10 protein-coding genes and 2 tRNA genes are annotated in these 15,563 nt (G+C 35.1%); 8 read left to right on the top strand and 4 right to left on the bottom strand.

Translation table 11 applies throughout. The annotated features are described in order from the left end of the window. The first annotated feature begins 114 nt into the window (after positions 1-114). From V7P73_RS04945 to V7P73_RS04960, 4 genes are all read left to right on the top strand, one after another. Positions 115-2,058, top strand: a complete 1,944-nt coding sequence (locus tag V7P73_RS04945) for a heavy metal translocating P-type ATPase (RefSeq protein WP_333851829.1) — start codon at positions 115-117, stop codon at positions 2,056-2,058. Positions 2,059-2,120: 62 nt separating this feature from the next. Beyond that, a complete protein-coding gene (locus V7P73_RS04950; RefSeq protein ID WP_333851830.1) occupies positions 2,121-3,851 on the top strand; it encodes a cellulase family glycosylhydrolase in 1,731 nt (576 codons plus the stop codon). A 184-nt stretch (positions 3,852-4,035) separates the two neighbouring features. Further along, on the top strand, positions 4,036-6,498 hold the full coding sequence (locus tag V7P73_RS04955) for a DUF5686 family protein (protein WP_333851831.1): 2,463 nt from the start codon (positions 4,036-4,038) through the stop codon (positions 6,496-6,498). Between the two features lie 2 nt (positions 6,499-6,500). Then, the gene (locus V7P73_RS04960) at positions 6,501-6,800 is read left to right on the top strand and encodes an MGMT family protein (protein WP_333851832.1); all 300 of its coding nucleotides are present in this window, start codon (positions 6,501-6,503) and stop codon (positions 6,798-6,800) included. A 24-nt stretch (positions 6,801-6,824) separates the two neighbouring features. Here V7P73_RS04960 and V7P73_RS04965 read toward each other — a convergent pair whose 3' ends face one another. Together V7P73_RS04965 and uvrA are read right to left on the bottom strand one after the other, a co-directional pair. After that, a complete protein-coding gene (locus tag V7P73_RS04965; protein WP_333851833.1) occupies positions 6,825-7,736 on the bottom strand; it encodes a CPBP family intramembrane glutamic endopeptidase in 912 nt (303 codons plus the stop codon). After that, the gene (gene uvrA / locus V7P73_RS04970) at positions 7,733-10,519 is read right to left on the bottom strand and encodes an excinuclease ABC subunit UvrA (RefSeq protein ID WP_333851834.1); all 2,787 of its coding nucleotides are present in this window, start codon (positions 10,517-10,519) and stop codon (positions 7,733-7,735) included. Before uvrA ends, V7P73_RS04965 begins: the two co-directional genes overlap by 4 nt. 184 nt (positions 10,520-10,703) lie before the next feature. Here uvrA and V7P73_RS04975 point away from each other — a divergent pair, with 184 nt between their 5' ends. Both V7P73_RS04975 and prmA read left to right on the top strand, forming a co-directional pair. After that, positions 10,704-12,503 (top strand): TonB-dependent receptor plug domain-containing protein, encoded by a 1,800-nt coding sequence (locus V7P73_RS04975; RefSeq protein WP_333851835.1) that lies wholly within the window; start codon positions 10,704-10,706, stop codon positions 12,501-12,503. Between the two features lie 117 nt (positions 12,504-12,620). After that, positions 12,621-13,448 carry a 50S ribosomal protein L11 methyltransferase gene (gene prmA, locus V7P73_RS04980; RefSeq protein WP_333851836.1) on the top strand — a complete coding sequence of 276 codons (828 nt, stop codon included), beginning with the start codon at positions 12,621-12,623 and terminating at the stop codon, positions 13,446-13,448. A gap of 37 nt (positions 13,449-13,485) precedes the next feature. Here the strand turns inward: prmA and V7P73_RS04985 are convergent, their stop codons facing one another. Both V7P73_RS04985 and V7P73_RS04990 read right to left on the bottom strand, forming a co-directional pair. Continuing rightward, complete coding sequence (locus V7P73_RS04985) at positions 13,486-14,226, bottom strand: hypothetical protein (RefSeq protein WP_333851837.1); 741 nt, start codon at positions 14,224-14,226, stop codon at positions 13,486-13,488. 15 nt (positions 14,227-14,241) lie between these two features. Beyond that, positions 14,242-15,249, bottom strand: coding sequence for an N-acetylmuramoyl-L-alanine amidase (locus tag V7P73_RS04990; protein WP_333851838.1), 1,008 nt, complete (start codon positions 15,247-15,249; stop codon positions 14,242-14,244). Positions 15,250-15,383: 134 nt separating this feature from the next. Between V7P73_RS04990 and V7P73_RS04995 the strand changes: the two genes are divergently transcribed. Beyond that, a tRNA-Ser gene (locus V7P73_RS04995) sits at positions 15,384-15,470 on the top strand. Between the two features lie 17 nt (positions 15,471-15,487). Further along, positions 15,488-15,562, top strand: a tRNA-Pro gene (locus V7P73_RS05000). Position 15,563 lies beyond the last annotated feature (1 nt).

The raw sequence follows: 15,563 nt of genomic DNA on the forward strand, positions 1-15,563 counted from the left end.
TTTTCAATAAAGAACAAAAATCTTTGCGCACTTTGCGTTCAAAAAAACTAACAGCCATTTAATAACAAGAATTATAACTATTTCCCTTAACTTTGTTTAGAAACATTACAAATTATGGCAAATTGTAGTAGCGGATGTTGCGGAACAGACAATCATCAGGAACATTCTCATCAGCATAATCACGACGACCACGACCATTCTCACAGTAATTCCAAATTGGGATTGATTATAAGTCTCATTATATTTTTTTCAGGACTTATTTTAGATTTCTGGGTTAAAGCTGATTGGTTTACTAATAATAATTGGTTGAGATTCGGATGGTATTTCGTGTCTTATGTATTAGTTGCATTTTCGGTTTTCAAAGAAGCTTTTGAACTGGCAAAGAAATTAGATTTTTTCAATGAGTTTTCTTTGATGGGAATTGCAACAATCGGAGCTTTTGCTATTGGCGAATTTCCAGAAGGTGTGGCGGTGATGCTGTTTTATACCATTGGTGAGATGTTTCAGGAATCTGCAGTCAACAGAGCCCGGAATAATATCAAAGCATTACTAGATGTACGTCCGAAAGAAGCTACAGTTTTCCGAGATGGAAATTGGAAAACCATTGCTCCTGAAGAAGTGAAAATCGGAGAAAAAATCCAAGTAAAAGTAGGAGAGAAGATTCCGTTGGATGGGATTTTATTATCTGAAAAAGCAAGTCTCAACACCTCAGCTTTAACAGGCGAAAGTAAACCTTCATCTATCCAAAAATCAGAAGAAGTTCTTGCCGGAATGCTGAACCTTGACCAAGTTATCGAAATCGAAACAACCAAATTATTCGAAAATAGCTCTATTGTCAGAATTCTTCAAATGGTTCAGGATGCAAGTTCCAGAAAAGCCAAAACCGAATTATTTATCAGAAGATTTGCTAAAATTTATACACCAATTGTTTTCCTTTTGGCACTTTTGGTAACGCTTGTCCCTTATCTTTTTGTTGAGAATTATGTTTTCAAAGATTGGCTTTACAGAGGTTTGGTTTTTCTTGTGATTTCTTGTCCTTGTGCTTTGGTTATTTCGATTCCGTTGGGATATTTTGGTGGAATTGGCGCTGCTTCCCGAAATGGAATTTTGTTCAAAGGTTCTAATTTTCTTGACATCATTGCGAATGTTACAACGGTTGTGATGGACAAAACCGGAACGTTGACAAAAGGTGTTTTCAAAGTTCAGGATATTGTTCCGGAGAATATTTCGAAAGAAGATTTTCTATCCATTTTATCATCGGTTGAGAGTCATTCAACACATCCTATTGCCAAAGCCGTTTCAGAGTTTCATCCTTCAAATCAGATTCCCGAATCGGTGGAAGAGATTTCTGGAAAAGGAATCAAGGCGGTTATTAATCAACAAAGAGTTCTTGCAGGAAATACAAAATTGCTGAAAACCTTTAATATCAATTATCCGGAATTCTTGGAAGAAATTGTAGAAACAACAGTCGTTTTAGCCATTGATAATGAATACAAAGGTTACATTACAATTTCTGATGAGGTCAAAGAAGACTCAGAATTAGCAATTAATCAATTAAAAAATAACAACATCAAAACCGTAATGTTAAGCGGCGATAAAGATTCTCTTACTCAAAATATTGCTAAAAAATTAGGAATCGATTCAGCTTTTGGAGGTTTGCTTCCGGAAGGAAAAGTTGAGAAATTAGAAAATCTTAAAAATAATCCGAAGGAAATAGTTGCTTTCGTTGGAGACGGAATCAATGATGCGCCGGTTTTAGCTTTGAGTGATGTTGGTATGGCGATGGGCGGATTAGGCTCTGATGCTGCAATTGAAACTGCGGATGTCGTGATTCAAACAGATCAGCCTTCGAAAATTGCAACCGCTATCAAAATTGGGAAAGAAACTAAGAAAATTGTTTATCAGAATATTTTTTTAGCTTTTGGCGTGAAGCTCGTTGTATTGATTTTAGGAGCTGGAGGACTGGCGAATATGTGGGAAGCTGTTTTCGCAGATGTTGGTGTAGCTTTACTCGCAATTCTTAACGCAGTCCGAATTCAGAATATGAAATTCAATTAATCAATTTAACAAATTTCTTTTTTGCTAACAAAATAGTATTATCTTTAGTTAAAAAAGAAAATATGATAAGAACCACTATTTTTTGTGTTTTATTATTGTCTCAATTTGGGAAAGCTCAAAGCTTTTTGAAAACTCAAGGTCAAAAGATTGTCAATTCTAAAGGCGAAAATGTTTATTTGAAAGGTCTTGGATTGGGCGGTTGGATGCTTCAGGAAGGTTATATGCTGAAGACAGCTGATTTCGCCGGACCTCAATATCAAATCAAAGAAAAGATTGCAGAAGTAGCGGGCGAAGATGGTAAAAATGAATTCTACAAAGCTTATCTCAAAAATGGAATTACCAAAAAAGACATTGATTCTTTAGCAAAATGGGGATTCAATTCCATCAGACTTCCGATGCATTATAATCTTTACACTTTGCCAATCGAAAAAGAACCTGTAAAAGGACAAAATACTTGGCTGGAAGAAGGTTTCAAAATGACGGATAATCTTTTGAAATGGTGTGAGAATAACAAAATGTATTTGATTCTTGACCTTCACGCTGCACCTGGTGGACAAGGAAACGATGCCAATATTTCTGATAATGACAAATCAAAACCGAATCTTTGGGACAGCGAGGAAAATCAGAAAAAAACAATTGCGCTTTGGAAAAAACTAGCAGAACGTTATAAAGACAAAGAATGGATTGCGGGTTATGATATGATAAATGAACCTAATTATGGTTTCACGGGGAAAAATCCAAACGGAACGGACGAGATGTCTAATGCGCCACTTTGGAAACTTCAGAAAGAGATTTCTGACGCCATTAGAGAAGTAGATAAAAATCACATTATCATTCTTGAAGGTAACGGTTGGGGAAATAATTACAATGGTTTAACGAAGCTTTGGGATGATAATTTGGTGTTGAGTTTTCACAAATATTGGACAACTAATTCTCAAGATGCTATCCAGAATATTATCGATTTAAGAGAAAAGCTAAATGTTCCAGCTTGGTTAGGCGAAACTGGAGAAAATTCTAACGTTTGGTTTACAGAACTCAATCAATTATTATTGAAAAATAATATCGGTTACGCTTATTGGCCAATGAAAAAGATTGACAATATTGCTGGTGTTACGAATGTGAAAATCACTCCGGATTATCAGAAATTACTGAATTATTGGAAAAATGGTGGAACTAAACCAACGAAAGATTTTGCCAAAAAAACTTTGATGAAAATCGCGGATAATTACAAGATAGAAAATGTCCAAGTCAAAAAAGATGTCATCGACGCATTGTTCCGTCAAGTGAATGATGAAGCTACGAAACCTTATAAAAACCATAAAGCACCGGGAAGAATCTTTGCGACAGAATATGACTTAGGAAGATTTGGTAGCGCATATTCTGATAATGATTTTCAGGACCTTTGGGTAAGTATGGGAAATCATACAGAATGGAACTCGGGAAATAAAATGAGAAATGATGGCGTTGATATTTATGCTAACAAAGATAAAATCAAAAATGGATTCTATGTCGGGAAAACCGAAAAAGGAGAGTGGTTACAATATACTGTGAATAGCAATCTGGCTAAAAAATATAAATTGAACATCAGATATAATAATGATTCTGCTCAGGCTTCTGAATTGGTCATCAAAACGGAGAATGGCGATGATTTGGGTAAAATAAAATTAGTGCCAACAGGAAAAGTTTGGAAAACAGTTTCTGTTAATAACATCAACTTAACAAAAGGAGAAAATAAATTGAGATTGTACTTCGAAGCTGGAAATGCTAACCTTAATTACTTCGAACTTCAATAAAAATTAAATTTAAACCAAAACTAATAAACCGAATGTTGAAAAATGTTCGGTTTTTTCTTTGTAAGCTAGACTTTGGCTTGATATTGTATAAGGTAATTTGTTGTAATAAATTAATTTGTAAATTAGAAAGAAGAAATCTCGTAACAATTACGATAATTTTTTGACTACTTAATAAAACTAAACTATGAACAAAATCTTTTCTTTAATCTTTCTGTTTTGTTTTTCATTTATCTTTTCTCAAAGCACGCTGAGTGTTTATAGAGCGGACAATCATAAGCCTATCAAAGGCGCAAAAGTCTATTGTAATAACCAATATTTAACGGAAACTGATGAGAAAGGTGTGGCAACTTTCACAACAAAATGTTCCAAAGTAGATGTGGAGATCAACGGGTTTATTGGGGATGAAGTAGTTGTGGACAAAATAATGGAATTAGAACTCGACAGACAAAACGCCAAAACCCACGAGATAGAAGGTGTTGTACTTTCCAACGAAAGCGATCCGAGAGCCTTGGCAATCATAGATAAAGTTTTTAGGAATTTTAAAGATAACTCTCCCAATGCATTAGATTCTTATTCCTACAAGTCGTATGAAAAAATGTCTTATGATGTGGATGAGGACAGCATTAGAGAATATAGAAGATTTATAGACGCAAGAGAAGATTCATTATCGAAGCTTCCGAATCGTGAGTTTTCCCAAAAGGATAAAAAGAAAAAAGACTCTGTAGAAGGGGAACAGATGATGTCGATTATCAAAGATAGCAAAATGTTTCTTTGGGAACGTGCGATGCAGTTTTTGTATTCTAAGAAATACGGCGAGAAAGTTAATGTTTTGGATAACAGAATCTCTGGTTTGAAAAATCCGGTTTACGAGATGCTGGCTCTGAGATCCAACAGAGACAAAATCCCAAGAGAAATCCTACCAGAAAACAGAAGCCTTTACAGATATTTCTTAACCGATTCTATCGAGATTGATGGCAGAGAGAATTTTGTAATTCGTTTCCGTCAGGTTGATTATAAAGTGCCCGTTAACCGAAGAAAATACAACGGTTATCTCTACATCGACAAAGAAACTTATGCCATCAAAAAAATTGAAAGTAACAGCAAAGTAAGAACAGACGGAAGCATTACTTCGGTTTGGATTCCTATTCAAAATAAATGGTTTCTGAAGACCGAGAATCTTAAAATCAAAATGGGTTCATCAGAGTTTTCTACGGTTAAAAAGAAAGATAAAGAAACGGCTGAAGAAAAAAAAGAGCGTTTGTCCAAAACTAAAAGATTTGGGAATTATGCTTATATGAAAGCTGATTATTTCGATTTTCAGACACCTGTAGAACTCAAAGCATCGCAGTTTAGCGGTTATACAATGGGCGTTCAAAATGCTGATGGAACATTGTTGGATCAGTACAGAACAGACAGTCTTACTACAAGAGAAAAGCAGACTTATGTGAAAATTGATAGTCTTGGAAAAAAATATACATTGGACAGTAAAGTCAAAGTTTTAACGGCATTGTTGAGAGGGAAATTCACTGTGGGAATGGTTAATATTGATCCTTTACAAACCAAATATAACCGATATGAAGGTTTCAGACTTGGCGCTGGTTTTAAGATGAACGAGCGTTTCAATCGTTACATTTCGCCTGATGTTTATTTGGCTTACGGTTTCAAAGATAGAGATTGGAAGTACGGCGCAGGAATCGATTTCCGAACAACTCTAGAAAGAAATTCTTTCTTCAGAATCGAATATTTCCACGATGTTGCCGCTTCTGGAAGGTTCAACCAAAATCTTTGGAATATGAAGATGGCCATCAATAATACAGGGATGTCTATCCAGAATGATAAGTATTACAAGTATGACGGTTTCCGTGCAAGTTATGAGATAGATCTTTCTAATTCTCTAACTCTGAATGTTTCTGCAAAAAGACAGACCGAGGAAGCAGGTTTCGATTATCAATTTATGAATCAGTCGGGTCAATTTACGACATTCAGCTCTTTGGCAACGATCAAATTCTCTCCGAATAGCAAAAATATAATGACGCCTTCCGGAAAATATACTTTTGACCAGAACTTCCCAGAAGTTTATTTGAATTATGAACAAGGTTATAAGACTTTGGGTGGCGATTTCAATTACAGCAGATTAGACGTTCTATATACACATCAGTTCAGAACTATTTTAGGAAATATAGGGACGCGTGTTTATGGTGGATATTATCTTGGCAAAGCACCAATATGGCACGCTTTCGAAATGGGCGGTTTGGATTCTAATAAGAATACCGGTGTATTATCCAATTTCAATTTTACAACATATCTTGGGTTCGCTACAATGACTGCTGGGAAATACTTCAATGATAAGTTTGCAGGGTATTTTATCACGCACCGCATCCCTTGGTATTTCAAAAGTTTTGGTAAGAATACATCCAGCTTCGATTTTATTTATAAAGGTGTGATTGGTAATATGAAAAATCCAGAGTATCATCAATTTGATTTTTCGCCTTTGGATCATTTGTATCAAGAAGTCGGTTTGGAGTATAATAACTTCCTAAGTTCTCGATTTAACCTAGGTTTCTTTTACAGAGTCGGTCATTATGCCAATAACAATTTTAAAGATAATTTTGCAGTACAGCTCAAGCTTAAGCTTCTAGAATTTTAACAATGAACGATCTATTCAAGCAACAGGTTTATGAAGTCACCAGACTAATTCCCAAAGGTCGGGTTTCCACCTATGGTGCTATTGCAAAGGCAGTGGGTTATCCCAAACATTCCCGTCACGTGGGTAATGCGATGGGCAATTGTCCCAAAGATGTTCCCGCTCATCGTGTCATCAGTAGTTCCGGAAAATTATCAGTTCCATCATTCCGGGAAAGGCTAGAAAAAGAAAATGTTGTAGTACAGGAAAACTGGAAGGTCAAAGATTTTAAAACCCTTTTTTGGGATCCGTTGGAGGAGCTATGAAATTCTCAGGTTTTTTTAATATTTTTAGTTTCTAATACTATCGATTTGAATCTTATGCTTTAAAATTCTAAATAACTTCTTTCTACTAATTCCTTTTTTTGATTCAATATCAAGATTGATAACGTGTACTTCATCGGAGTGGTATTTTGGAGCGACTTCATTTAACAAATATTGAAAGTCGCTATTTGTTATTTTCATTTCGTAGATGGTGTCGTTTTCTATATCTTTATAAATATAAGGTTGTCCTTCCGTTGAGCTTAAGTATTCTAACTTAATGATTGTGTCCGTCGTTTTGAAATCTATTAGTATTGTATTGTGATATAATAAATAGCTTCCCACTAGAAAGACAAAATTCCAAATAATGTGGTAGATGTAACCCCAAATAAATCCAAACTTTAAGCGCAAATATCCCATCACTAATCCACCACTAAGTTGTGAAAGGGTGATGAAAAAAGAAACAATTAGAAAGGTTGCAGTAATCTTATTTTCATAATTTGATGCGTGTAAAAGACCAAACGTAATCACAAAAAAATAAAAAAAGAATCTGTAATTTGAATTCCAAAAATGCTCAAAAAATTTATTTTTAGTGAACAAATCAAAGAATTTGAATAGATAGTTTCGTTTGTATTTCAATGGAAGCCGAAAAAATATTTCTTCTATGAAAGGAATTATAAAGACACCAAGTAAGATAATTTCAAGGATGGAAAAATTCGCTAAATCATCGATATAGCGAATATGATAAACCTTACCAATGAGATAATTTAATGGGAAAACTAGAATGAATGTAAAAGCAACTTCTAATAAAAAGAGAGCGGTTATTGTTCTTTGTTTTTCAAAAAATGAATATTTTCTATCAAAATTTTGATGAGGATTTTTTAGAAATACTAAAAGTGATTTTATTTCTTCCCGCCATTCAGAAAAAAACTGACTTATCATAACTTCTCCGCAATATACTTCCCCGTAAAAGACTTTTTCTCTTTAATCAAATCTTCTGGCGTTCCTGTGAAAACTATTTCTCCACCATATTTTCCGGCATTGGGGCCAACGTCGATGAGATAGTCAGCACATTTGATAATGTCAGGTTGGTGTTCAATTACAACCACCGAATGTCCTAATTCTATCAAAGCCTGAAGTGAAGTCAGCAATTTCTTGATGTCGTGGAAATGCAAACCGGTTGAAGGTTCGTCGAATACAAACAAAGTTTTTTCTGTCGTTACACCTTTCACAAGAAAAGAGGCCAACTTAACTCTCTGAGCTTCTCCACCCGAAAGAGTAGAAGAGGACTGTCCTAATTGCAAGTAACCCAAACCAACGTCCTGAAGCGGTTTTAGCTTAGTTGCGATTTTTTCTTCGTGATTTTCTTTGAAGAATTCCAACGCTTCGTCAACGGTCATATGAAGAATGTCGGAAATATTTTTCTCGTCGTATTTGATTTCGAGGATTTCTTTTTTGAAACGAGTTCCGTGGCAATGTTCACATTCCAGCTCGATGTCTGCCATAAACTGCATCGAAACTGTGATAACGCCATCTCCTTTACATTCGTCACATCTTCCGCCATCTACATTGAAGGAGAAATGCTTTGGTTTCAAACCTTGAACTTTCGCTGATTTCTGTTTAGCGAAAAGGTCTCGGATATCATCATAAGCTTTCAGATAAGTTACAGGATTGGAACGTGAGGATTTTCCAATCGGATTTTGGTCAATCAATTCGATGTTTTGAATGAGTCTTGAAGGAAATTCAACGGAGTCATAATCCGCTTTTTTGCCACCCATTCCCAACTGAATCTGAATGGCATTTGTCATCACTTCTTTCATTAGCGTCGATTTTCCACTTCCGGAAACACCTGTGATCACCGTCAGACATTCCAAAGGAACATTGACATCTACATTCTTCAGGTTATTTTGACGAGCGCCTTTTATCGCTATAAATTCTTTTGTTTTTCTTCGTTTTGCAGGAACTTCGATTTCCAAATCACCATTCAGATATTTGGCAGTCAAAGTATCCGCTTTCATCATTTCCTTATAGTCGCCGCTGAAAACCAAATCTCCACCAAGATAACCCGCTTCCGGACCAATATCGATGATGTAATCTGCTTCTCGCATCACATCTTCGTCGTGTTCTACAACGATTACGGTATTTCCAAGGTCTCGAAGTTGTTTCAAAACGCCAATGAGATTTTCAGTATCCCGGGAATGCAGACCAATACTTGGTTCATCCAGAATATAAATCGAACCAACCAATGAACTTCCTAAACTCGTCGCCAGATTAATTCTCTGACTTTCTCCGCCGGAAAGCGTGTTAGAAGTTCTGTTTAAGGTCAAATAACCAAGACCAACCTTAGTCAAAAACTCTAATCTGGTTTCGATTTCGTAAGTCAGACGTTTGGCGATTTCTCTGTCGTGGTCGTTGAGTTTTAAAGATTTGATTAGTGGAAGCAATTCGTCCAAAGGTAATTCTATCAATGATTGAATGTTGTGTCCGTCAATTTTCACCCAGCTTGTTTCTTCTCGTACTCTGAGACCTTCGCAGGTTGGGCAAATAGTCTTGTCGCGATAACGTGAAAGCATCACACGATACTGGATTTTATAAAGATTTTCTTCCAGCATTTTGAAGAAGTTGTCGATACTTGGGAAACTCTTGGTTTTATCACCTCTCCAAAGCAATTGCTTCTGCTCTTTGGTTAATTGATGATAAGGCTTGTGAATCGGGAAATCTTTGGCTTTTTTCATAAATTCCTTTTTCCACTCGCTCATACTTTCTCCTTTCCAAGAAGCAACAGCGTCCTCGTGAAGCGACAAGTTTTTATTCGGAATTACCAAATCTTCATCAATTCCAATCACTTTTCCGTAACCTTCGCAAGTCGGACAAGCGCCATAAGGATTATTGAAACTGAAATAATGAACATTTGGTTCGTTGAAAACAATTCCGTCTAATTCAAATTTATTAGAAAATTCACGGATTTTTCCCGTGTCTGTATTTTTAAGTGAACAATAGCCGTGACCTTCGTAGAAAGCCATTTGGATAGAATCCGCCAATCTTTGTAAGAAATTCTCATCTTCCTCATAACTGAATCTATCAATCACAAGGTTAATCGTCATATCTTTTTCCGGCGTGAATCCGAAGCTTTCCAAATCCTCAATCCCAGCCAAATTTCCGTTAACTTCCAATCTTGTAAATCCTGAAACTTTAAGCGTTTTCAGTAATTCAGCAAAGGTTTTAACTTCAAAAGCTAAAGGCGTTAACAGTAAAAAAGTAGAATCTTTTTTAGAATTCTTGATGAAATCAATTACGTCGGTTACGCTATCTTTCTTAACTTCTTCTCCTGAAATCGGCGAAAACGTTCTTCCAACTCTGGCGTAGAATAATTTAAGATAATCATAAATCTCCGTAGAAGTTCCGACCGTAGAACGCGGATTGGACGAAATCACCTTTTGCTGAATTGCAATAGAAGGCGCCAAACCTTTGATGTCATCGATTTTCGGTTTTTCTAATTTACCCAAAAACTGACGTGCGTAGGAACTCAAACTTTCCACATACCTTCTCTGTCCTTCGGCATAAATCGTGTCAAAAGCGAGCGACGATTTACCACTTCCGGAGACCCCAGTAATCACAATCAGTTTGTTCTTTGGAATCAGAACGTCGATGTGTTTCAGGTTGTTAAGATGTGCGTTTTTAACGAAAATGTATTTTTTGATATCGATTTCAGAAGCTGTAGCCATAGTAAAAATAAGACCAACAAATTTACGAAAAATTAAATCGATTTGAGATAAGTTTCAAATTAACATTTTAAGTTTCTCAATTAATTTGATTGCAGATTAATGTTAATTTCTAAATTTGCGCCCAATTATTCAAAAGGGAAATTTAAACTGTGAGAATAATCTTTTGAACTAATAAAAATTATATATGAAAAGAACTATTACAGCTTTATCGATTTGTGTTTTGTCCATTAATGCAATGGCGCAGAATCAAGAAAAAGAAATTGATGAAGTTAAATTACAAGGTCGTTTTTTATCAACGCCTTATAACGATGTTAATGAAAATGTAGTCGTTATAACGAAACAACAAATCCAAAATAGTCCGGCAACCAGCATCGATGAATTGCTTCAGTTTTATTCTGGTTTGGATATCAAAAGGCGAGGTTCTAATGGCGTTCAAAGTGATATTACAATTCGAGGAAGTTCTTTTGAACAGGTTTTGATTTTGGTAAATGGTATTAGAGTGAATGATTCGCAGACTGGTCATAATACGTTTAATCTTCCATTTGATATTTCGGCAGTTGAGAGGATTGAAATCATCAAAGGTTCATCGGCAAAACTTTACGGACAAAATGTTTATGCGGGAGTAATTAATATTGTTACTAAAACTTCTTCTGAAGAACAAGTAACCATCAAAGCACAAGGTGGTGATTTTAAAACTTATGATTTGTCGGCTTTGGCAACCTTTGGTTCAGAAAAATTCACGAATCTTTTCTCAATCAGCAATGGCGCTTCCGACGGTTATCGATTCAATACAGATTATCAAATTAGAAACTTTTTCTATCAAAATAAATTAAAATTAAATGAAGGAAGTTTAAGTTTGCAAGCCGGCTTTTCTGAGAAGAAATTTGGCGCGAATGGTTTTTATGCATCGCCATCGGCAATCAATCAATATGAGGAAACACAGGCTTCTGTGGTGAGTTTACAGTATCAGCAGAAGTTTAATAATTTATCAATTAATTCGAGTATTTATTGGAGAAGAGGACAAGATATGTATCTCTACACGCGCTCAAATCCGGCTGGTTACAGAAATATGCACATCGGAAATAATGTTGGCGGAACGGTGAATGCTTCTTATGAATCTTCGGTTGGAACTACAAGTATTGGTGTGGATTATAGAAAAGAATTTTTGGTAAGTAGTAATCTCGGAGACAGAGAAAGAGATGTGACTCAGATATTTTTTGACCATCAATTCCGATTCTTTAATCAGAAGTTAGAAATCAATCCTGGGGCGAGTTGGGCTAATTATACCGGTGATAATTTTCTTTATCCTGGAGTGGATGTTGGTTTTATCTTTAATCCAAATAATAAGGTTTTTGGAGCGATTTCTAAAGGTTTCAGGATTCCTACTTTTACCGACCTTTATTATGTGAGTCCGACAGAAATTGGGAATGCTAATCTGGTTCCGGAAAGTGCGATTTCATCAGAATTAGGTTATCGATTCCAGAATGAAAAAATCTTAGCGAAAGCGAGTGGTTTTATTAGAAATACCAACGACGGTATTGATTGGCTGAAACCCACAGAAGAAAGTCCTTGGACAGCGGAAAATGTCGGCAAAATCCATCTCAAAGGTTTCGAAACAGAATTCAAACATCAATTATTTCCGTTTCTGAATTACCGATTGGGTTATACCTATCTTGATAATCAATATAAGAATGAGGAGCTTTCCAGATATGCATTGCAAAATTTGAGACATCAATTTGTAGCGCAATTAGATGTTAAGTTTTTGAAGTTTTTCAGCAATCAATTGATTTATAAATATTCGGAACGTGTCAATCTTGGAAGTTATAATATTCTTGATGAACAGCTTAATTTCCGAATTAAAGACCTTAATTTTTATGTTTTAATCAATAACCTGACAAATACAAAATATGTAGAAACCAATCTGGTTCCGATGCCAGGAAGATGGTTTCATTTAGGTTTTACATATCAGATAAAAATGAATTAATGATTCTTTTAATCACTTAGACAAATAGAAGAATTAAAACTATGTGCCTATGTGGTTAAATTTTTAAAACAAGTTTAAATAGTTTCTAAAATGAACTAAATTTGCAAAAAATCAAAAATGGCAGCTTACTTAGAATTTAATTTCAAAATAAAACCTCTTCAACCTTGGAACGAAATATTGATGGCAGAACTAATAGAAATCGGTTTTGACAGCTTTACGGAAGAATATGACGGGATTTTAGGATATATTCAAAAAGACCTTTTTAAAGAAGAAGATTTGAAAAATATTTATCTCTTGCAAAATGATGAGGTTGAGATTTCTTACACCTACGAAAAAATGCCAAATATCAATTGGAATGAGGAGTGGGAAAAGAATTTTTCCCCAATCAATGTTGAAGACAAAGTCCTTATCCGAGCAGAATTCCACGAACCGAATCCAGAAATGCACGAGATTGTGATCCAACCAAAAATGTCTTTTGGGACAGGTCATCATCCTACTACGCACTTGATGATTCAGCAGATGTTAGATATGGATTTGGAGAACAAGAAAGTGTTGGATATGGGCTGCGGAACTTCCGTTTTAGCTATTTTTGCAAAGCAGAAGGGCGCGGGAAGAACGGTTGCTATTGATATCGACGAGTGGTCTGTAGAAAATTCAAAAGAAAATGCACAACGTAACAATGTAGAATTGGACATCGAATTGGGAACTGCTGATAATCTTGGTAAAGAGAAATTCGAAATCATCTTAGCCAACATCAACAGAAATATTCTGATTTCTGATATCCCGACTTATGTTTCCGTTTTGGAAGATGGCGGGAAATTGCTGTTGTCCGGACTTTGTTTCTTTGATGTGGATGATATTTTGGAAGTTTGCATCGAGCAAAATCTAAAGCTTGAAAGGAAAATCCAGAGAGAAGAATGGGTTTCTTTGTTGTTGAGTAAATAAAAAATAAAAAACGAACTAAATTATTTAGTTCGTTTTTTTATCTCTGCCATCCTTGAATGATGTAATTTTTTGAAAATAATTTTCTGTCTTTTATATTTCTATTTTCAGATTTAAACCAAACTTCAATTCTACTTCCATAATATTGTCCCCAATCCCCTTCATAAATAGTGAAGTCATCTTTTAATTTGAATTTTGTAAGTTCGTTTGTAGGATTGTAAACTTCTATTTTACTTCTTTTATATATGTCGTTTTCGGATAATATTTTATTGGAGGTTATTTCGTAGATTTTTAAGTAAATACTCCCTTTTTCTATTTTATCAAGATAAATTTCATATTGATAAATTCCGGGTTGCATTCCGTCATAAAGAATAAGATTCGCTTTATTAACTATAAAGGTTTTTTGATTGTCGTTCTCATTTTCATTTACTCCAATTGGTTTTTCAAACATTATATTATTAGGGATTTTAAGATTATTAGCAAAGAAATCATACGGATAAAACATTAAGAAAAATGAAAAATATCCGAAGAAAATTCCACCCAAAATTAATGTTGATAAGGTTTGAATTGTTCCTTTAATGAATTCCTTTTTTATTAAGCTAATAATTCCAAAAATTAAAGAAAATAAAAATGAGCATAAAACCAGAATTATACTTAAGTTAAAAAATGTCTCATTTGGTATTTGTAATATCAAAAAAGAAATGGTAAATCCAAGAATCATTAATAAAATTGGATAGTACCATTTTTGATTTATTTTCAGAAAAATATTTTTGAAAATCATTTTTGAGAATCAATCTTACTTCTGCGGATATTTCTGAATCAAAGCCTGTAAAATCGCCAAAGTCTCTGCATCCATAAGTCCGTTGTAATTACTCGGTCGGAAATGAAATTGAAACGCCTCAATCGTTTGTTTCGTAGTTTTGTCCCAAACGCCGTTTACGGACAAGGTGTATCCAAACTGAACCAATTGCTGCTGAATCTTCGAAACAAATTCCGGATTATTATATTGTAAAGCAATATCGTTGGTTGTCAATATTTGATTGAGGAAAGTCTGTTTCGCAGTTTCGTCATACCACATCCCGATTTGATATTCATCATAAAGTCTTTTCCAAGGAAAAAGCGGACCAGGATCTTGCTTTCTGGTTGGCGCAATATCAGAATGCGCGAGAATATTAGTTGGCGGAATATTATATCGCGTCACAATATCTTTTACCAAAGCTGCAACTTTCTTGAATTGTTCTTCAGGATAAGGATAAAAAACGCGATTATTCAAAGAATCTGTCGTGTAGCCAAGATTTACGATTTCAATTCCAATTGAAGTGTCGTTCAGGTTCTGGTCTTTTCTCCAATTGCTGATTCCTGCGTGATAAGATCTTTTATTTTCATCTACAATTTGATAGATCTCTTTATCAGGAAGCGTACTTACGAGATAATGCGCACTTACAGATTGCTGAGTTAATGTTGTGATGGATTTTTCATCATTAAGAACAGTGTAATGTAAAATAACATATTTCTGTCTGAAATTTTGTCCAATAGCAGGGAAATAAGTTTTCACAATTTTGAATCCTGCAGGGTTAGCACTTACAATAGAACCATAACTTATAGTGTTGTCATTCTTGGTAATATCAGCGATATTGACCTTATAATATTCTCCGTCTTCTTCTTTTATTTCAGGTTTTTTTACCTGAACAATTGGTTTTGGAGCATTCGGAAGTGTAGGACTAATTTTTTTTGCAGTTTTTTGTTGTGTTCCACAAGAAATAATTAATGTTCCTAAGGTTATGAGATATAATGAATTACGCATTCGTGTCTATTTTTAGTTTGTTTTTATGATTCAAAAATATGAAAAAAAATAAATAAAAAATTTTGGTAGTTACGCAAAAGTCTTCTATATTTGCACTCGCAATAACGGGATAGTATTTGTCCCCGAAACTGCAAGGAGAGTTGCCTGAGAGGCCGAAAGGACTTGTTTGCTAAACAAGCGAACTGGAAACGGTTCCAAGGGTTCGAATCCCTTACTCTCCGCAACAAAGATGACTTATCGGGGCGTAGCGTAGTCCGGTCATCGCGCCTGGTTTGGGACCAGGAGGTCGCAGGTTCGAATCCTGCCGCCCCGAC

It is taken from the genome of Epilithonimonas sp. (genome assembly GCF_036780765.1).
GTDB lineage: Bacteria > Bacteroidota > Bacteroidia > Flavobacteriales > Weeksellaceae > Epilithonimonas.

What these genes read in the sequence shown, in the direction of transcription:
- V7P73_RS04945 (WP_333851829.1), top strand. Translation starts at nt 115, where the DNA reads ATGGCAAATTGTAGTAGCGGATGTTGCGGAACAGACAATCATCAGGAA.
- V7P73_RS04950 (WP_333851830.1), top strand. Translation starts at nt 2,121, where the DNA reads ATGATAAGAACCACTATTTTTTGTGTTTTATTATTGTCTCAATTTGGG.
- V7P73_RS04955 (WP_333851831.1), top strand. Translation starts at nt 4,036, where the DNA reads ATGAACAAAATCTTTTCTTTAATCTTTCTGTTTTGTTTTTCATTTATC.
- V7P73_RS04960 (WP_333851832.1), top strand. Translation starts at nt 6,501, where the DNA reads ATGAACGATCTATTCAAGCAACAGGTTTATGAAGTCACCAGACTAATT.
- V7P73_RS04965 (WP_333851833.1), bottom strand. Translation starts at nt 7,736, where the DNA reads ATGATAAGTCAGTTTTTTTCTGAATGGCGGGAAGAAATAAAATCACTT.
- uvrA (WP_333851834.1), bottom strand. Translation starts at nt 10,519, where the DNA reads ATGGCTACAGCTTCTGAAATCGATATCAAAAAATACATTTTCGTTAAA.
- V7P73_RS04975 (WP_333851835.1), top strand. Translation starts at nt 10,704, where the DNA reads ATGAAAAGAACTATTACAGCTTTATCGATTTGTGTTTTGTCCATTAAT.
- prmA (WP_333851836.1), top strand. Translation starts at nt 12,621, where the DNA reads ATGGCAGCTTACTTAGAATTTAATTTCAAAATAAAACCTCTTCAACCT.
- V7P73_RS04985 (WP_333851837.1), bottom strand. Translation starts at nt 14,226, where the DNA reads ATGATTTTCAAAAATATTTTTCTGAAAATAAATCAAAAATGGTACTAT.
- V7P73_RS04990 (WP_333851838.1), bottom strand. Translation starts at nt 15,249, where the DNA reads ATGCGTAATTCATTATATCTCATAACCTTAGGAACATTAATTATTTCT.